The 19,452-nt window shown below is 32.1% G+C and carries 17 protein-coding genes and 1 other RNA gene; 7 read left to right on the forward strand and 11 right to left on the reverse strand.

The genetic code is table 11. The annotated features are described in order from the left end of the window. Positions 1-116: 116 nt before the first annotated feature. The 4 genes from D9R05_RS10295 to ssrA form a co-directional block, all read right to left on the reverse strand. Complete coding sequence (locus D9R05_RS10295) at positions 117-1,538, reverse strand: hypothetical protein (RefSeq protein WP_162984950.1); 1,422 nt, start codon at positions 1,536-1,538, stop codon at positions 117-119. A 187-nt stretch (positions 1,539-1,725) separates the two neighbouring features. Continuing rightward, positions 1,726-4,269: an excinuclease ABC subunit UvrA gene (gene uvrA / locus D9R05_RS10300; RefSeq protein ID WP_121667143.1), complete on the reverse strand. Its 2,544-nt coding sequence runs from the start codon at positions 4,267-4,269 to the stop codon at positions 1,726-1,728. Between the two features lie 92 nt (positions 4,270-4,361). Continuing rightward, positions 4,362-6,206 carry a PLP-dependent aminotransferase family protein gene (locus D9R05_RS10305; protein ID WP_121667144.1) on the reverse strand — a complete coding sequence of 615 codons (1,845 nt, stop codon included), beginning with the start codon at positions 6,204-6,206 and terminating at the stop codon, positions 4,362-4,364. A gap of 220 nt (positions 6,207-6,426) precedes the next feature. Beyond that, positions 6,427-6,826: a transfer-messenger RNA gene (ssrA, locus tag D9R05_RS10310) on the reverse strand. Positions 6,827-7,019: 193 nt separating this feature from the next. Between ssrA and D9R05_RS10315 the strand changes: the two genes are divergently transcribed. Both D9R05_RS10315 and D9R05_RS10320 read left to right on the forward strand, forming a co-directional pair. After that, positions 7,020-8,225: an NAD(P)-dependent oxidoreductase gene (locus D9R05_RS10315; protein ID WP_121667145.1), complete on the forward strand. Its 1,206-nt coding sequence runs from the start codon at positions 7,020-7,022 to the stop codon at positions 8,223-8,225. Between the two features lie 10 nt (positions 8,226-8,235). Continuing rightward, the gene (locus D9R05_RS10320) at positions 8,236-9,105 is read left to right on the forward strand and encodes an endonuclease/exonuclease/phosphatase family protein (RefSeq protein WP_121667146.1); all 870 of its coding nucleotides are present in this window, start codon (positions 8,236-8,238) and stop codon (positions 9,103-9,105) included. A 42-nt stretch (positions 9,106-9,147) separates the two neighbouring features. On the opposite strand, the gene creD is transcribed toward D9R05_RS10320, so the two are convergent. The 5 genes from creD to kdsA all read right to left on the reverse strand — a co-directional run bounded on the left by creD (position 9,148) and on the right by kdsA (position 12,900). Beyond that, positions 9,148-10,497, reverse strand: a complete 1,350-nt coding sequence (creD, locus tag D9R05_RS10325; protein ID WP_121667147.1) for a cell envelope integrity protein CreD — start codon at positions 10,495-10,497, stop codon at positions 9,148-9,150. 28 nt (positions 10,498-10,525) lie between these two features. After that, positions 10,526-11,002 carry a Coq4 family protein gene (locus D9R05_RS10330; RefSeq protein WP_121667148.1) on the reverse strand — a complete coding sequence of 159 codons (477 nt, stop codon included), beginning with the start codon at positions 11,000-11,002 and terminating at the stop codon, positions 10,526-10,528. Positions 11,003-11,058: 56 nt separating this feature from the next. Further along, positions 11,059-11,355 (reverse strand): winged helix-turn-helix domain-containing protein, encoded by a 297-nt coding sequence (locus tag D9R05_RS10335; protein WP_121667149.1) that lies wholly within the window; start codon positions 11,353-11,355, stop codon positions 11,059-11,061. Continuing rightward, the gene (locus tag D9R05_RS10340) at positions 11,355-11,972 is read right to left on the reverse strand and encodes a hypothetical protein (protein WP_121667150.1); all 618 of its coding nucleotides are present in this window, start codon (positions 11,970-11,972) and stop codon (positions 11,355-11,357) included. Before D9R05_RS10340 ends, D9R05_RS10335 begins: the two co-directional genes overlap by 1 nt. Positions 11,973-12,081: 109 nt before the next feature. Next, positions 12,082-12,900 carry a 3-deoxy-8-phosphooctulonate synthase gene (gene kdsA, locus D9R05_RS10345; protein ID WP_121667151.1) on the reverse strand — a complete coding sequence of 273 codons (819 nt, stop codon included), beginning with the start codon at positions 12,898-12,900 and terminating at the stop codon, positions 12,082-12,084. 145 nt (positions 12,901-13,045) lie between these two features. Here kdsA and D9R05_RS10350 point away from each other — a divergent pair, with 145 nt between their 5' ends. Genes D9R05_RS10350 through D9R05_RS10360 form a run of 3 tightly spaced genes read left to right on the forward strand, consistent with a single transcriptional unit; the run spans position 13,046 to position 15,223 of the window. Then, complete coding sequence (locus D9R05_RS10350; RefSeq protein ID WP_162984951.1) at positions 13,046-13,693, forward strand: hypothetical protein; 648 nt, start codon at positions 13,046-13,048, stop codon at positions 13,691-13,693. 4 nt (positions 13,694-13,697) lie between these two features. Beyond that, positions 13,698-13,997, forward strand: a complete 300-nt coding sequence (locus D9R05_RS10355; protein ID WP_121667153.1) for a hypothetical protein — start codon at positions 13,698-13,700, stop codon at positions 13,995-13,997. A 2-nt stretch (positions 13,998-13,999) separates the two neighbouring features. Further along, positions 14,000-15,223: a patatin-like phospholipase family protein gene (locus tag D9R05_RS10360; RefSeq protein ID WP_121667154.1), complete on the forward strand. Its 1,224-nt coding sequence runs from the start codon at positions 14,000-14,002 to the stop codon at positions 15,221-15,223. A 5-nt stretch (positions 15,224-15,228) separates the two neighbouring features. Here D9R05_RS10360 and D9R05_RS10365 read toward each other — a convergent pair whose 3' ends face one another. Next, on the reverse strand, positions 15,229-15,507 hold the full coding sequence (locus D9R05_RS10365) for a hypothetical protein (protein ID WP_121667155.1): 279 nt from the start codon (positions 15,505-15,507) through the stop codon (positions 15,229-15,231). A gap of 10 nt (positions 15,508-15,517) precedes the next feature. After that, complete coding sequence (locus D9R05_RS10370) at positions 15,518-15,694, reverse strand: hypothetical protein (RefSeq protein ID WP_162984952.1); 177 nt, start codon at positions 15,692-15,694, stop codon at positions 15,518-15,520. Positions 15,695-15,933: 239 nt separating this feature from the next. Between D9R05_RS10370 and typA the strand changes: the two genes are divergently transcribed. Continuing rightward, complete coding sequence (typA, locus tag D9R05_RS10375) at positions 15,934-17,736, forward strand: translational GTPase TypA (RefSeq protein ID WP_121667157.1); 1,803 nt, start codon at positions 15,934-15,936, stop codon at positions 17,734-17,736. Between the two features lie 144 nt (positions 17,737-17,880). Continuing rightward, complete coding sequence (locus tag D9R05_RS10380; protein ID WP_121667158.1) at positions 17,881-19,173, forward strand: O-antigen translocase; 1,293 nt, start codon at positions 17,881-17,883, stop codon at positions 19,171-19,173. The last annotated feature ends 279 nt before the right edge of the window (positions 19,174-19,452 follow it).

Below are 19,452 nucleotides of genomic sequence, written 5' to 3' on the forward strand. Positions count from 1 at the left end.
CTTTTATCAAACTGAACTTGATTCAGGTTCTCATATTTATTCGTATTTCAGTAATAAGAGATTCTGAAATAAATTCAGAATGACGCTTTTTAATCTTTTTAGACAGACTCTTTTTTTTACTCTTTTAAATCTTCACTCTTAATGTGAAAAGAATCAGTTTCTTTAGAATAATAGAGGTAACGAGTTGAGTTTTGTGTAAAGGCTAATGTCGCGTCTTTAATTTTTCTATCGTCGTCTAAAGGCTTAATATAAATTTCTTTATCTATTTTCTTTCGCTCTGGTTTAGCTTCGCCTGTAGAAACTGAAAAGTTTGTATCGATTAAAAGTTGAAATGATTTATGTTCTTTTTTGATGTAAATATTTTCGTTATCAGAATAATAAGAAGCATTAGGACCGTAATTCATCATTTGCATTTGTTGATGCTGTTGCATCATTTGGTGTTGAAACATCATTTGTTGATGAATAAACCAATGATGGTACCACCAATTGTAGTTGTAATTATAAGTACGAGTATCTACATAATCTATGGTAACAAGCATTTTTTTATCTTGAGTAGTATTTACCGTTCCTGTTAAACCATTACGATTACGTGAAGAATCTTTAATAAAATCATCTAAAACATCTTTATCAATAGTATTTTGCAAACTTTTTCTAAGGCTATTATCCATCAATTTGCTACCCGTATTAACATCATAAGATTGTAAACTGATATCTTCTTTATCGTTTATAAATAAAAAGCTTTTGTCCTCATAAATATAAGAGTTTACATCTTTTACTTTATCAAAACCACTAATTTCAATATCTTGAAAATGAGGTTCTTCTTTTTTATCCGGATTTAATTGAAGCGTTTTGTAAATGTCTTCAGATGTATAGTCAAAAACAAGTTTATTATTACTGAAGTATAATTTGGACTCGTGAACAGATCCGTTTTCTACAAACTCTTTTGTGTTGATAACTTCCGGTTTTTCATCAAAAATAGTTTCAAAATCCTCTAAATATTCACCTTCAAAATTATAATCAACTTCAGAACTTGTATCACTGTTTTTTATCGTTACTAATTTTAATTCCGGATTATCATCCTCTCTATTTATTAAAATACTTTTATTAGTTAAGCGAACTACCAAATAACTATTTTTAAAGGGCTGTTTACTACGTTTTTGAATGTTATTTTGCGTATTGATGTCAATAATATGCAGTTCGTTTTCATCTTCACCTTTTGCGCTAACTAAAAGTGATAAGTTTGAACTTCCTTTTTCAAAATGATAAGAAACAATAGTTGGTTCTTCCATAAAACTTACTTCATCTAAAGCCTTAATTCGATGATTTTGATCTATAAAAAAAGGTTTAATACGGTAATCGTCTTTATTTTTATCTTTAAAAACAATCATATGCACAGAAAATTCTTGATTGATATCGCCGGAAAATGTACCGATTAATTTTTGTTTTTTCTCAAGTTTAAAAGTGATTTCATCGGTTGCGTATAACAATCCGCTTGAAAATACAAGCAAGGAAAGAAATAATAGAGTAATTTTTTTCATATAATAAATTAGTTAAAATTATTGAGCTTACTAAAATAGAAAAAAGTATTGAAAACTAGGACTTTAATTTAAAAACACTAAAATTTTGAATATTAAACTAGTGTATAATATTTGCTAATAAATTAAATATTGCTAGTTAAGGCGAAGGAAACTTTTTTCTTATTTTAATTTGTATAAAATCATACAATTAAATTTGTCCATTTAGCGTTTTTTTTAGAAATGGAGCAGTTTTACTATGTTTATTTTTAGAAACTTCATTCGGTGTGCCTTCTGCGACTATTTTACCTCCTTCGTCTCCGGCTCCAGGACCTAAATCAATAACCCAATCACTTGCAGCTATTACGTTCATATCGTGCTCTACTAGAATTACAGTATTCCCGGCATTCACTAATTTTTCGAGTTGTAACTGTAATTTTTCTACATCGGTAGGATGCAGTCCTGTAGTGGGTTCATCTAAAATATAAAGCGTATTTCCCCGGCTTAAGCGTTGAAGCTCAGTAGCAAGCTTTATTCGTTGCGCTTCTCCACCCGAAAGTTCCGTTGCCGACTGTCCCAAACGCAAATAGCCTAAACCTACTTCTTTTAATACACGGAGTGAACGACTAACCCGATCTTCTTGTTCAAAAAATACAGCAGCTTCGTCCACGGTCATTTCAAGAACTTGGGAGATATTTTTATTTTTATAGGTAATTTCTAAAGTATCAACATTATAGCGGGCTCCATCACAAACAGGGCAAGGAGCGTAAACACTTGGTAAAAATAAAAGTTCTACCATCACAAAACCTTCACCATTACAATTAGAACACCGACCTTTACCAACATTAAATGAAAAACGTCCAGCTTTATAGCGACGTGATTTAGCTAGTTTTGTTGAAGCAAACAACTTTCTTACTACATCAAATAAGCCTGTGTACGTTGCAAGATTAGAACGGGGAGTTCTGCCAATAGGTTTTTGATTAACTACAACCATACGTTTTATAGATTCAGAACCTGCTACTATTTCGCCTTTTAATTTTGTTACATTCTTTTGTTGTAAATCATCTTCTGACTCTTCATCTTCTGTTGGAGAACTTTTTCCCAGTTGTGTAGCCATCAATTTGACTAATAATTGACTAACCAAACTGCTTTTTCCTGAGCCTGAAATACCGGTAACACTTGTTAATACGCCCAAAGGAAAAGATACCGAAAGGTTTTTTAAGTTATTTCCAGTAACTCCGTTTAACTTTAGCCAATTAGATGGTTTACGAAAGTTATTTTTATTAAGAGGAGAATTGTTAAATAAATGTTCTCCGGTTTTGGAATTCGTGATTTCTTTCAATCCAGCCGGCGGACCGCTGTATAAAATATCTCCACCGCCTTCTCCAGCATTTGGTCCTACATCTACAATCCAATCTGCATGGCGAATTACATCTAGCTCATGCTCTACAATAAAAAGTGAATTACCGCTAGCTCTTAACCTGTCCAAAGCTTGTAGTGAAGCTTTAGTATCTGCAGGATGCAAACCTGCAGAAGGTTCATCTAAAACATATACGACACCAAATAAATTACTGCGGACTTGAGTTGCCAATCTTAAACGTTGATGCTCTCCTGGAGAAAGTGTAGGTGTACTTCGTTCTAAGGATAAATAACCTAAACCTAACTCTAATAGAACTTTCAATCGTGCTACAAAATCTTCTGCAATTCGTTGTGCGACTAAGGCTTTTTCTTGCTTATTTTTAACTGATGTAGAAAGAGTTGAAGCAGTACCGTTACTATAAGGAGTGAAAATAGAAAGCAATTTTTTTAATGGTAATCTTGAGATTTCAGCAATGTCATAATCTGCAAAAGTTACAGAAAGTGATTCGTGACGTAAACGTTTCCCTTTACAAGTAGGACATTCGTTGCTTAACATATATTGAGATACCCGTTTTTTCATCAAATCACTTTTAGTATTTGCATAAGTATTCAATACGTAATTTTTGGCACCAGAAAACGTTCCCATATAGCTAGGCTCTTCGTTTCTTTTGATGGCAAGTTGAACTTCTTCTCGATCTAAGCCCGGATATACGGGTACCTGTGGTTTTTCATCAGTAAATAGGATCCAATCTCGATCTTTTTTAGGAAGATCTTTCCAAGGAATATCAACATCAAAACCTAAGGTAATTAGAATGTTACGAAAATTTTGTCCTAACCAAGCTTTAGGCCAAGCAGCAATAGCTTTTTCCCGAATTGATAAGGAATCATCAGGAACCATGCTCTGTTCTGTTACTTCGTAAACCCTCCCAAGTCCGTGACATTTAGGACAAGCTCCTTCTGGTGTGTTGGTTGAAAATGATTCGGCATATAAAATAGGTTGTCCTTCTGGGTAATTTCCTGCACGGGAATATAACATTCGTAACAAATTAGACAATGTAGTTACAGAGCCAACCGAAGATCGGGTAGAGCCAGAACTTCGTTGCTGTTGTAATGCAACGGCAGGAGGAAGCCCTTCTACTTGATCTACTTCAGGTATAGGCATTTGATGAAAAAGTCGTCGTGCATAAGGTGATACAGATTCAAGATATCTTCGCTGTGCTTCGGCATATAAAGTACCAAAAGCAAGTGATGATTTACCTGAGCCAGATACTCCCGTAAAAACAACTAGTGCATCACGAGGAATTTCTAGGTTTATATTTTTAAGATTATGTTGACGTGCTCCGCGTACCGTAACGAAACCATTTTTATGCGAATTGTTTCTTTTTGATTGTCCCATGGGGGTTGAAGAAACAAAAAAATATCAAGAATTGATAGTTGATTTTTTTAAAATTATGATAAAAAATAGGGAGGCGATTAGCCTCCCAAAAGTTAAATACTTTCAACAAATTCTGAAAAGACTTCTTTATGACGTTCAAGATCTAAGTTTCCAGAAACAGAAACGCGAACAATATAATCTTTATCACCTTCTTTGGTAGTTCCTTGTGTAGAAGTTGCCGGGACGGTCCAATAACAACCTTTTAGCTGTCCGTAACTTACGCAAAATTTACTTTCCTCAGGGATTTCGGTAATCATTAAATTGATTAATTGTAAGTTTAATCGTCTTTTATAAGCTTCTTTTTCTTCAGCCGTGTTTCCTTTGGTAGGGAGGTCTAATGAGAAAACAGAAGGTGTAAAACCTTCATTTGCTAATTCTTCTGAAACAAAATTGATTTTAGCTTCGGGTAAAGTTTTATGGATAAAGTTTACAAATTCACGCGTATTTTTATAAGCATTTTTAATCCGTTGATTTATAGACGGTAATTGTTTTGCTAAAATTTCATACTGCAGCGCTGTAGCTTCATTATCACAAAGGTTGAGGTTTATTTCTATATACTCTAACAAAGCTTCGGTTTTAGTATTTCCTACACAATAACCAGCAGTACAGAGTCCGCCACTAGGAAATTTAGATCCGCTAGCATAAGAAATAGCTCTCATTGTTGAAAGCTTATCGCCTTCACCTAAAAAATGTACATCTGGACAAAAAGTTTGGTCTAAAATAAAAACAGGATCGATGGCAGTTGTTCCGGTTTCAGTTGTACGTTTGGCATTTAAGACGTCTTGAAGTTTTTTAAGATCCGGAACTTCAACTCGTGGATTTGTAGGAATTTCTGCAATAATGTATGGAACAGCATCTTGCTTAGCAACTTCGTTTAACACAGTATCTATACTTTGTACCATATCGTTATCACCATCCACTGGCAAATCTACTACAGTAACATTATCTAAGCAATCAGCAACTCTTCTGGCTTGGTCGTTTGTACCTCCATAACAATTTGGAGGTACAATAAATTTAATTTTTTTTCCTTTATAATTTTCCGTAGCAAATTGCGTGAGTCCCATCATAATAGCGTATTGCATAGATAAACCACAAGAAGCTACTAATGCTTTTGAATTTGTATTGGTAATTTTATTCAATAAAGTAGTGACTTGATTTTTATTTGCAGGCAAGTCACTTTTTTGAGGCGATAAAGAAGTGTTTTCTATTAATGCTTTTAAAGCAATATGACAATTATCAGGCGTCATAGAAATTGTTTCTCTTCTTCTAACATGTTGAATAGCTGAAATGTAAGAAGCATTTTTATTTGTATTTACAATTAAAACACTACCTAAGTCAGCTTGCAAATTGATGTAAAAGTCAATATTTGAATTAAGCTTAACTTTATCTACTTTATCATTTTGGGAAATAAAAATTGTACTTCCATCAAATGATGAAACATCGTTTAGACTTTCAACTTTTTTTACGTCAAAATTATATCCATAAACGCGTTGTATTAGCTCGGTATCAAAATAATCAGGAAGTTTATCAGTATAGACAATTTGTGTGCTTTTATTATCTAATAAGTTTTTTCTTAGAATAGCTAAAATGGGAATTGTCTTTGATTGAAAACTGATGACATTTTGCGGATCAAGCTTGTGTAAATTAGCAATTGTCCATTCTAAAATACAAGATAAAGGGTGCCCTAATCTGATGTAATCGTAAGCAGTAGGTAATTTATGGAGTGCTGCTGTTTCAGAATTATTTTTTTTATATAAGTTTTCAAATTCTTCTAAAAATTGCGTTTTAGCTAATTTTTCATCATAAATATCCAATCGGTGAGTGGTAAGCTTTAGCCAGTCAGTTGGCATATTTACGAGTACTTCTTTTATATAATTGAACATTTTATCTTTTTCCATATTTATCGACTTTTAATAGGGCGATAATATACATGAATTAGATTTTTATTAAAATGTTATAGGGTGTTTTTCTCAAGTCTGATGCAAGTAAAGGAATAAGTTTTGTGCTTAATTTTTACAGTCTTGTCCAAAAGAATTAGAAGATATAAAAATTCCATGGCAAGTTGATAAAATAAAAAAACCGTAAATATTTAAAAATTAAACATTTACGGTTTTTAAAAAGTGGAGTCGGGGAGACTCGAACTCCCGTCCAAACAAGCAATTCAATAGCTTTCTACACGCTTAGTCTTCGTTTGGTTGTCGATGCAAGACCGGCCGAAAACCACCAATCTTACACGTATTCTCGCTTAAATTTCAAAACTGCATCAAGACCCTGCAGTTTCTATATTTACTTTATCGGTGCCTCAAATGTGAGTGCCGTAAATCAAGGCGCTCACGAGACATCTTGGCTCCCTGTCTTACAGGGACTAAGGTATCCTACTATAATTCAGATTACGCAGCCAAGGCGTAGTTATTCTCGCCGTTTAAAAAAGTCTGAAATATGAGATTTACGAGCTATATTCCAGCGCTCGGCGTGCTTACCATTCAATTAGACTCGCTGTCAAAACCAAATCGACCCCAGTAAAAAAAGAACTTTTAAAAAATCTTGGGCGTTCCGTCTGCCTTTTTAGGCATCCGGCGGGCTATCCGTTACAATTCCTCATCTCTATCGAGATTCCGGGATTTTCACTTCTATCCCTAACACAAGTGCAAAGCTACAAAGAAAATCATATATTTACACAGTAATCTAACTTCAAAAGCTATACCATTTGTATGAAATTAGGAATAATTAAAGAAAGAAAAACTCCACCTGACAGAAGAGTCGTTTTTTCACCCGAAAAATTAACAGTATTATTAGATAAATTTCCTGAAACAGATGTGACTGTAGAAAATTCTGATATTCGGATTTTTTCCGATGAAAGTTATAAAAAAGCAGGATTAAAAGTTTCAGAAGATTTATCAACTTGTGATGTTTTGCTTGGCGTAAAAGAAGTTCCTATTTCAGCATTAATTCCACGTAAAAAATATTTTTTCTTTTCGCATACCATAAAAAAGCAACCTTATAATAGAGAACTTTTACAAGCTATTTTAGAGAAGAAAATAGAATTGTATGATCACGAAACAATTACAGACGCCAGAGGAAATCGGTTAATTGGTTTTGGTCGATATGCGGGTATTGTAGGCGCTTATAATGGATTTAGAGCTTTAGGTTTGCGCGACAATTTATTTGAATTACCCAAAGTTGAAAACTTACCAGACTATAAAAGTTTAATTCAGCAGCTTCAAAAAATTGAATTGCCAATAATTAAAATAATTTTAACCGGAAATGGAAAAGTAGCAAATGGAGCAAAAGAGGTTTTAGAACATTTAGGAATTAAAGAAGTTAATGTACAAGATTATTTAGTTAATAATTTTGATGAACCTGTTTTCTGTAAGATAGATGTATTAGATTATAACAAAAGAAAAGATGGAAAAAACCTTGATCGGTTCGATTTTTATAACCATCCGGAAGAATACGATTCTGACTTTATGCGTTTTGCAGCTGTATCAGATATGTTTATAGCCGGTCATTTTTTTGGCGATGGAGCCCCATTTTTATTTACGAGAGAAGATGCAAAAAAGGCTGAATTTAAAATTAACTTAATTGCAGATGTTAGTTGCGATATTGATGGACCGGTGGCTTCAACAATTCGTCCTTCAACAATTGCCGATCCGTTTTATGGATATGATCCAGTAACAGAAAAAGAAGTTGCTTTTAATGCTAAAAATGCAATAACTGTAATGGCGGTAGATAATTTACCTTGTGAGTTACCAAAAGATGCGAGCGAGGGTTTTGGAGAAATGTTTTTAAAACACGTAATTCCCGCATTTTATGATAATGATAAAAATGGAATTTTAGAACGTGCGCGTATGACTTTCAATGGGAAATTGACACCACGTTATTCATACTTGCAAGCTTTTGTAGAGGGTAAGGAATAAAAATTTTACTATGAAAAATCTATGTTATATACTTATTGTTTTTCTTGTTTTTCTTGTTTGTCTTGGGTGTAAATCAACACAGCAGCTTACAAGTGCACCAGCAGGAGAACTAAATGTAATGACTTATAATATTCGTTATGGTGCAGCTAAAGAAAAGAAAGAGATTAATAATTGGGTGTCTAGAAAAATGATTTTAATTAATCAGCTAAAAAAATATCACCCAGATATTATGGGTTTGCAGGAAGTAGTAGACGAGCAATTAACATTAATTTCTAAAAGTTTATCAAACTATAAAAGTGAGGCCACAAAAAGAAATACAAAAGCCAACGGCAGTTCAGAGCCTATATTTTTTAAAGCAGATAAATTTAAAAAGTTAGACGGTAATACGTTTTGGCTTTCTGAAACGCCTTTGCAAATGTCTAAAGGTTGGGATGCTGCAGAAAAAAGGGTTTGTACTTATGTTTTATTAAAAGATAGGCAAAGTGAAAAACGTTTCTATGTTTTTAATACGCATTTTGATCATAAAGGTAGGAAAGCACAGGTAGAAAGTGCAAAGCTAATGGTTCAAAAAATTAGAGAAATTAATACAGAAAATTATCCGGTCATAATTCTAGGAGATTTTAATGCGCAGTATTATCAAGAGCCTTATAAGATTATAGCTAATAATTTTAAAGATGCTGCAAAAATTAATCCTGAACAAAATTTAGGACCCAAAGGCACATTTAATTGGTTTAATGCCAACCGATCACACCCTTATCAAATAGATTATATTTTTTTTACTGAAAATGTGCAATTAAGACGATATGAGGTTATAGAAGATGAATATGAAGATACTTACCCATCTGACCATTTTCCTATTTTGGTTAAATTAAAATTGTAAAAAAAGCAGGCAGTTTTTTTGCCTGCTTTTTTTTTTATAAAACTACTGTTCATTATTCCAGTCAATTTTTCTTGAAGCAAACATTACACTTGCTAAAATTAAAAATAATCCAATACTTCCTATTAATAATGCATAATTTTCTAGTTGGATAATTACATAAATAAATCCGTAAATAGCAGTAAGACTGATAAAAATTAGTAGCGGAAACTTTATATTTTTAAAAATAAAGCGGGCATAAATTCCTATTAATAATACTACTGCAGTCCCCGCTATTAAGTAGGCTTTTAAAAACGAACTATGTTCAGAAATAGATAACAGTAATGTGTAAAACATGACTAATGCTAAGCCAATCATTAAATATTGAAATGGGTGAATATAAATTTTACTTACAATTTGAATGAGTAAAAAAACTAGAAGCGTTAAACCAATTACCAAAAATCCATATTTTGCTGTACGTTCGTTTTTTTGATATTCATCTACCGGAATAATAAAGTTTGTTCCAAAAGCAAACTCATTTAAATTGGGTAGTTTTTTTATAAAAAGCTGCTCAAATTGTCGGTTAATTTGTAGAATTTTCCAACTAGCTTTAAAACCATTTTCTGAAATTTCTCTGCTACCGTCTTCGGGTAAAAAATGCCCATCAAAACTTGGTGAAGCCCAATTCGATTGCATATTAGCTGTGGTGGATTTCCCTACGGGAATAAACTTTAAACTCTCACTTCCGTTGATTTGTAAATTGAATTGAAAAGGGATGGTTTTTTCTTTTAAATCAATTACATTAAGCGTATTGCTTTGCAGCGTTTTTAAATACGCTTTGTTATATTTCGGAAGTAAAGAGAGTTTTTCTTTCTCGCCTAATTTTATTTCAACTTGATTTCTAATTCCTTTTAAATTAGATGTCTTTAAAATTAAACTGGCCTTTTCCCATTGCAATTGGTCTTCGGTTATATCTTCTTTTGCTAAATCAGGTAAGGTGAAATTCCCCCCAACTGTCAAATCTGTTGTAAAAACAACCGATTTATAGATGCTTCGTTCTAAGGCTTTAGCATCGACATTAGAGTTTATTGCTAAGTTTTCCGGTAAAATAAAAATAGCCTCTTCGTGTTTTACCTTTTCTATATCTTGTTCTTTGGTTGTCTTGTTGTAGTGTGTTTCTTCTGTGTAGTAAATGTAAGGAATTTTTAAAATTGGTCCAGAGAGTAAAATATCATTACCCCATTTGTTATTAATTTCCGTAATAACCTCTTCTTGTCTTTTTGAACGTTCATTAATTAAATCTTGTACAAAACTCAGCGGAATTAATAATACAAGAATTAAAATACCTACAACCAGCATTCTTGCAGTAATTGAAGTTTTTAACCAATTTCCGAATTTACTTTTTTGCTTTTCCATAATAATGTGTTTTAGATTTTTGTGAATATTATATTGATGTGGATTTATTTTTCTGAAAAATTTCAGCCCTAAATTCGTTGTAGTTTTTTTGAAGCAACTTTTTATAATCAAAATGATGAAAAGGCTTTGCGTCTTTTCCTTTTAAAAAAGATTTATAATAAAAAGCGAAGTATTCTGGAAGAATGAAAGTTCCTAATATAATAGCCCCAAACATATAGGGGCTTTTTTTACCGTTTCCTAAACACAAATATTGTAGGGCAATTTCTTCTTCAACTGAAACTCCATATTGTGTTAAAGTGTGGTAAGCATCGTGGCGTTCAACTTTTGGAATAAGCTGAAAATGATGTTGATTTAAGAATTCGCCTAGCTTATGCCCAAAACTTTCTGAAGGATATAGCAATAACTCTTGAACACTTACACACCAGGGAATATGATTCTTTTTAAACCACTTTGTGTAAATTTTTTTAGAAAATTCAAATAGCCATAATACAAGTTTTTTTCTCATTTTCAACAATTTTAAAGTACTTTGTATTTCAAAGTTAATAGATAAAAAAAATAGGGTTAATTTTTTCTTTTAATTATTTCTTCTAACGCATCAATATGTTTTTGAAACTCCTTTTTTCCGAGGCGAGTGGCAGCATATTGTGTGTTTGGTTTTCTATCAATAAACGATTTTTGAACCGATAGATAGTTCGCTTTTTCTAAAGCTTTTATATGGCTCGCTAAATTTCCATCGGTTACTTCTAATAATTCTTTTAAGCGTTTAAAATTTACGTTTTCATTTACCATAAGAATAGACATAATTCCCAGGCGTACCCGATGATCAAATAGTTTATTTATATTTTCAAGTAAACTCACTAGGCTGATTTTTGTTCGTTAACATACATTAGGCTTCCATAGATAATATGAAGAATACCAAAACCAAAAGCCCAAAACCATAATCCGTAACCGGGAAAGATTGCACAAATTATACCGGCAATAATTTCAGCATAACCTAAATATCTAATACTACCCAATGTATATTTTGAAGCATTTACAAGTGCTAAACCGTAAAAAATTAACATTAAAGCGGCACTGAGTCCGTAATGTTCTTGTCCTAATTTTATGAGAATATAAATTCCACCAGTTGCTAGGGGAATTAAAAAGTTTAGCAATAATCTTCGGGTAGTTTGATCCCAAATTTTCTCATCGTTTTTTCTCGCCTTTCTCAAGCTAATAATAATTGCGGTTGCGATACTTAAAAAAGCAACTAAAGCAAGATCTATTAAAACAAAACGAAAATCTGCCGATCTTGTTGAAGCATTAATATAACTAGATTGATTTTGAAATAGAAAAACATAAGCAAAAGCGGCACCAATTAATGCGTAAACTCCAGCCATTATTCCTGCTAAACCGCTTAATGAAATAAATCTAGAAGAGCGATTCATTAAATTTCTAATATCAGAAATTTCTTGATGATAATTTTTTTCTTTCATACGATTAAAGTGCTTTGAAAAACAAAGTAAATAAAATATATCCTGATATACAATTTATTAGCTCATTTTTTAAAAAATGAAATTTTTAGATAAAAATAAAATAGAGATTTTAAAGCGTATTTATTGTTTTTCGAATAGCTACAAGATTACTTAATAACTTTTCTAAATATTGGAGATCAAGCATATTTGCGCCGTCACTTTTTGCGTTTGCAGGATCAAAATGAGTTTCAATAAAAAGTCCGTCAACGTTATTAACTACTCCTGCACGCGCAATGGTTTCAATCATATCGGGTCTTCCACCGGTAACGCCACTACTTTGGTTGGGTTGCTGTAACGAATGTGTTACATCTAAAACAGTTGGTGCAAATTCACGCATTGTAGGAATTCCACGAAAATCTACCAACATATCTTGATAGCCAAACATCGTTCCCCGGTCAGTAACCATAACTTGTTCGTTGTTACAATCGGTTACTTTTTTTACCGCATGTTGCATACTTTCGGGACTCATAAATTGTCCTTTTTTCAAGTTGACTACTTTTCCGGTTTCTGCTGCAGCAACTACCAAATCGGTTTGACGAACTAAAAATGCAGGAATCTGCAAGACATCTACATATTCTGCAGCTAGTTTCGCATCGCTTACTTCGTGAATATCAGTAACAGTAGGAATATTGAATGTTTCTGAAACTTTACGTAGTATTTTCAGTGCTTTTTCATCGCCAATGCCGGTAAAACTATCAATTCTGCTACGGTTTGCTTTTTTAAAACTTCCTTTAAAAATATAAGGAATCTCAAGCTTATCGGTAATTTCTACCACCCGTTCTGCAATGCGCAAGGCCATATCTTCATTTTCTATGGCACACGGTCCGGCGAGAAGAAAAAAGTTACCTGAATTTATATGTTTTAACTGCGGAATTAAATCAAGTTTCATAACATCATTTTTGAAAGGCTAAAGATACTGTTTTTAACTTATTCAAAAAAAAGATGTGACCTTTCTCGATAATTATATTTTATCAAAAATTAGCGCTTTACAAAGTGAAAGAAATTGATTAACTTCATAACATAATATCTTAGTTATGAAAAAGTTTCTATCTATATTTTTGCTACTTTTTATTTCAGCTTGTGCCAGTATTCCTAAAGAAGCACCGGAACTTTCACAGCATTTGGGTGTGGAGTTACAAGAATTAGAAAATGCACATCTCAATTTGGTTAAATCATTTTTTCAGCAAGAAAAGCAGAAAGTACGAAAATTTGTAGATGAAAAATGGTTGCCTTTATATGCTACAAATTTTTTTGAAGAACCCGCTATAGAAAATGTTTGGCAGCAGGTTGTTGTTTCGGGAAATAAGGAAGATCGACTTCAATTTATTGTAAAAACTGCGCCAAAACTTCAGCAGCAAATTAATTTAAAATATCAAGAGTTAATAACGCCATTAAATCAATTAGAACTAGAATTAACAACTTCAATTCGTGCAAAATATAACAATGCAAAAAGCATCAACCAAAGTTTAACTTCTTACTTGTATTCAGCGGCAGATGTAGCCGAAAACAGACAGCGATATTTAGATATGGTGGGTGTTTCTGAAGAAGGAAATAATCAATTGATTCATGAAACTGAACAAATTACAGCACAACTTTTAAAAGGAGCAGAGACTGTAGAAGAAGCAGAAGAAAAAATTAGACTTTTTACTGAAAAAATGGAAGAGTTACTGGCAAAATTATAAGATTATGGCAAAAAAAAGCACAAAAATAGATTGGGATGGTTTTGATGAAAAAGTAAAAGAAGCTTCAAAAAAAGCAGCCCAAAAAACCGATGATCAATTAGCATTGCAATTGGCTTCTATTACAAGTTTGACCCAAAAAGAAATTCAAGAGATTTTTCCCGAAAAAGCCGATGTTGAAAAATTGTCTGAGCTAATGGGTATTGTAAAATCCAGTACTTCTAGGAATAATAAAATCAATAAAATTGTTGATGATTCAGAAAAATTTGCCGGTATTATTGTAGATCTTTTAGGTAAATATTTTTAAGTATGGCAGCAGAATTTTTAGAAGACGAGCGCTTAACTAAGCTGGTAACAAGAGCTCGAAATTTGCAGAAACAACAAAAAGTTTTTTCTGATGTGGTAGACGATAAGGGCAATCAATATGTAGATTTAGTGCAAGAAGGTGGCGGCGTTTTAGGAATAGGATTGGTGGGTTATGCCTATATTTTAGAGCAAGCCGGGATCAGGTTTTACAGCTTAGCAGGAACTTCTGCAGGAGCCATTAGTACACTTTTGGTTGCTTGTATGGGTAAAATTGGGGAGCCGGTTTCTATGAAAATATTAGAAATTTTAAGTCAGAAAAATTTATTCGATTTTGTTGATGGACCAAAAGGAATTAAAAATTTAATTCAGAAAAAGATCGAAGGGAAGTCCGGCCTGTTTTGGAATGTTCTTTGGAATAGCTGTTCCATTTATTATTCAATTAAAAATAAGTTCGGATTAAATCCTGGAAAAACTATTGAAGAGTGGTTTTTTACCAAATTAAAAGAAGAAAATATTACCACCTTATCAGCTTTACAAAAACACAGAACAGATTTACCGAAGCTAAAAAATAGACTGGATAAAAAATTACCGGTAAGTGAACCTCGTTTGGCTATTATAACTTCTGAAATTACCACACATACAAAAGTAGATTTCCCGAGAATGGCAAGCTTGTATTGGGAAAATGTAGAAGAAATATCTCCGGCAGAATTTGTAAGAGCATCCATTTCAATTCCTGCGTTTTATTATCCATACAATAAAAGTAACATTCCGTTTGCTGGAAAAAAGGCAACAAATAATTGGCAAGAAATGGCAGGCTACTATGGAAAGATCCCACCTGAGGTAAAGTTTGTTGATGGCGGTTTGTTATCTAACTTTCCTATTAATATTTTTCATAGAGCGTATGTGCCTTCGCGTCCAACTTTTGGTGTTCGCTTAAGCACTTATCGTCAAAATTATAGTAAAACGCAGTCATTTTTCAGTTATACGTGGGCAATCGTAAATACAATGCGTCAAATTCATGATTATGATTTTATTCATCAAAATCCAGACTATAAACAATTAATTTGCCATATTGACGCCGATGAAGAATTTAATTGGCTAAATTTTGATATGAAAAAGGAGCGTCAAAAAGAACTTTTCTTACTTGGTGCTGAAAAAGGGATAGAGTTTTTAGAAAAATTTGATTGGGAAGCTTATAAAAAAACTAGAGAAAAAACTTTAGCTTAAAAATTTTATAATATGTAATAAAGAAAAACTACAGTGCTAATAGTTAAAAAAATGATTAACCTTATTAGTTTTTGCTTTACCAATTTTTTATTTCCGCCTTTCCAATCTCTTTTCATTAACAAGTAAAAAGATGCAATAGCCAAAACAGCCATTACACAAGAAATAAGCATTGTTTGAAATTGAGCAAAACTTCCTAAACTTTTAATACTGAAAAACAGAAATAAAAGTAAAAAAGGAAATATGCGTAGCGTTTTGTTCGATATTTTTTCTAAATAATTTTTCATAGTAAATTATTTAAAATTCGGTTACTTCAGTTTTCCTCTTTCTTTTATAAGCAACTAAAAAAGTCACCGAAACAGGAATAAGCGGTAATAAAATGTAAAGCTTTGTTAAATGACTCAACATATCTAAATCTCCAATTATAATAGCTAAAAACATAATTAATATCGGAACTGTTTGAAGTATTTTCATTGGAACTTTCTGTAGATATTTAAACATACTAGTAGCTTGTTTTACACAAATATATAAAATCTATTATTTAAAGATTACGGAGTTTTAAAATTTTCAACATAATCAACTGAAAATCAAATAATAGTTAAATTTTTACACTAAAAAATAATTTTGTGCAAAACCTTTTCAGAAAATAAAAATATACCCCGATAAAACAGAAAATAAAGCCTACATTTGCAGCCTTTTAAACAAGGCTTTTTATGACAGCGATAAGAAATATTGCAATTATTGCACACGTTGACCACGGAAAAACAACCCTGGTTGATAAAATTATGTACCACTGCCGCTTGTTTCGTGACAACGAAAACACAGGAGATCTTATTCTAGATAATAACGATTTAGAGCGTGAACGTGGAATTACCATTACATCTAAAAACGTATCGGTAACCTATAAAGATACAAAAATCAATATTATTGACACTCCTGGTCACGCCGATTTTGGAGGAGAAGTTGAGCGTGTTTTAAACATGGCCGATGGTGTTTTACTATTAGTAGATGCTTTTGAAGGACCAATGCCACAAACGCGTTTTGTACTGCAAAAAGCAATTGATTTAGGATTGAAACCTTGCGTGGTTGTCAATAAAGTAGATAAAGAAAACTGTACACCAGATGAAGTGCACGAAAAAGTGTTTGATTTGATGTTTGAGTTGGGTGCAGAAGAATGGCAGTTAGATTTTCCAACTGTTTACGGTTCAGCAAAAAATAACTGGATGAGTGAGGACTGGAAAAATGAAACCGAAAATATTGAGCCATTATTAGATATGGTTATCAAACATATTCCGGCTCCTAAAGTAGATACCGACGGTACGCCACAAATGCTGATTACTTCTTTAGATTTTTCATCATTTACAGGACGTATTGCTATTGGGCGCTTGCAGCGTGGTATTTTAAAAGAAGGAATGCAGGTTTCTTTGGTAAAACGCGATAAGAGCATCAAGAAAACTAGAATTAAAGAATTACAGGTTTTTGAAGGTTTAGGTCGGAGAAAAGTAGAAGAAGTTACTGCTGGAGATATTTGTGCAATTGTAGGATTAGAAGGTTTCGAAATTGGTGATACTATTGCTGATATTGAAAACCCTGAAGGACTTAAAACTATTGCTATAGACGAGCCAACAATGAGTATGTTGTTTACTATTAACGATTCGCCTTTCTTCGGAAAAGACGGAAAGTTTGTAACATCAAGACACATTAAAGATCGTTTGTTTAAAGAATTGGAAAAGAATTTAGCGCTTCGTGTAAATGAAACGGATAGTGCAGATAAATTTAACGTATTTGGTCGTGGTGTACTTCACTTATCGGTTTTAATAGAAACCATGAGAAGAGAAGGTTACGAGTTACAAATTGGTCAGCCGCAAGTAATCATCAGAGAAATTGATGGTGTAAAATGTGAGCCAGTTGAAGAATTAACTATTGATTTACCAGAAGAAGTTTCAGGTAAAGCAGTAGAGATGGTAACTATGCGTAAAGGAGAAATGTTGAGTATGGAAGCTCGTGGAGACCGTATGGTTTGTGAGTTTATTATTCCATCGCGCGGTATTATCGGTTTACGTAATCAATTGTTAACCGCAACCGCCGGTGAAGCAATTATGGCACACCGTTTTAAAGAGTATCAACCTTTAAAAGGTGATATTCCACAACGATTAAACGGTTCATTAGTTTCTATGGAAAAAGGAAGTGCGATTCCTTATTCTATTGATAAATTACAAGACCGTGGTAAGTTTTTTGTAGATCCGGGAGAAGATATTTATGAAGGACAAGTAATTGGTGAAAATTCTCGTCAAGATGATATGGCAGTAAATATTACCAAAACCAAAAAACTTTCTAACGTACGTTCATCTGGAGCAGATGATAAAGCTAAAATTGTTCCTGCAATTAAATTTAGCTTAGAAGAAGCTTTAGAATATATTCAAAAAGATGAGTATGTTGAGGTAACGCCAAATCACTTACGAATCAGAAAAATTTTCTTGACAGAAAACGAACGTAAGCGTAATAAGATTATATAATCTTTTATATACGATTAATTTTGAAAACCCTGAATTTTAAAAGTTCAGGGTTTTTTAGTTAATTTTTTTATGCTCTTATTTTATAGAACTACTTAGGATTGAATTAAAATGTCTTATTTTTGTTTATGAAATCCAATCATTTTTATGAAGAAACGTCTTTTAGAGATTTTTCAAAAAAATAAACTTTTAAAAGTTACTTCTCAGAATAGTGCTGGTATTTTAGTTAAACTTTTTACTGGATTGGCTACTTCTAAAATTGTAGCGTATTTTTTTGGACGTTCAGGAATGGCGCTCTTAGGTAATTTAAAAAACTTCCAGAGTGTTGTAAATAGTTTGTCAATAGGAGGTTTAGAAAAAGGTGCTATACGTTATTCGGCAGAATATAAAGATGACTCTAAGCGTCTTAAAAGTTTTGTGTCAACCTTATTAGTGATAGGGATTTCAATTTGTTTTTTGTTAGGAATTATATTGTTTATTGGTAGTAGTTTTTTTAACCAACTTATTTTTCCAACTAAAAATTTTGACTATGTTTTTAAACTTTTAGCGATAATTTTGCCTTTACATATGCTCAATGTGTATTGTTTATCAATTCTAAAAGGCTTAGGAGAGTTTAAAAAAGTAATTTTTATAAATGTTTTTAGTAATATTATAAATCTTGCTTTAATGGGATTGTTAGTCTGGCAATATGGTTTTGAAGGGGCTATTCTTACTGTTGTTATTTTACCTTCTGCTATTTTGATAATTACTTTAATTGTTGCTAATAAAAAGCTAGATGTAATAAGGAACTTTAGGTTTATAAATATTTCTCGTATATTCAGTAAAAATTTAAGTCATTATGCATTAATGACACTAATTTCTAGTGTGACATTTCCTATTATATTTTTGCTAGTAAGGAACTTTATTATTGCTGAAGTAGGAATTGATGAGGCTGGTTATTGGGAGGCTTTAAACAGGATTTCCAATTACTATTTATTATTTGTGATGTCATTATTGTCTCTTTATATATTGCCTGAATTAGCAGCTGCAAAAACAGATGATGGTTTTAAAGCAATTATTTTTAATTTTTATAAAACCATACTCCCATTTTTTGGTATAGGTTTAATACTAATATATATATTCAGATACTGGATTGTTAAAGTAATATATTCAGAAGAATTTTTGCCAATGATATCTCTTTTTAAATGGCAATTGATAGGTGATTTTATAAGGGTGTCTGTTATTGTTATAACACATCAATTACACGCAAAAAAAATGATATGGAAATTTATTTTATCAGATATGTTTTTGGCAGCAACAACATACTTAAGTAGTGTTATATTTATAAAACAATTGGGATTAGAAGGGGTTACAATAGCTCATACAGTAACTTGGTTTCTTTATGGTTTAGTGATATTATTTATCTTCAGAAAAACATTTTTAAGCAAATGGATCACTTGAAATTAATAAAAAAATCACTTGTTTTTTGGGTCCTACCTATACTTGTAAGTTTTCTATTTGAAATTTTTTGTGCAGACTTTAATTCATATAGTTTAAATAATTTGTTAGAAAACTTATTGTTTTTTAGTATACTTTTTTTAATCGTTCCACTATTTAGTAATAGGACGATAAAGCTTTTTTTAACCCGGTATCTCTATATTTTATTTGTTTTTGGATTGTTTGTAGAAACAGTTTTTTATTACATTTTCCAAACAAATTTTACAGCTTCTGCAATTTTTA

Source organism: Mesonia aquimarina (genome assembly GCF_003667275.1).
Classification (GTDB): domain Bacteria; phylum Bacteroidota; class Bacteroidia; order Flavobacteriales; family Flavobacteriaceae; genus Mesonia; species Mesonia aquimarina.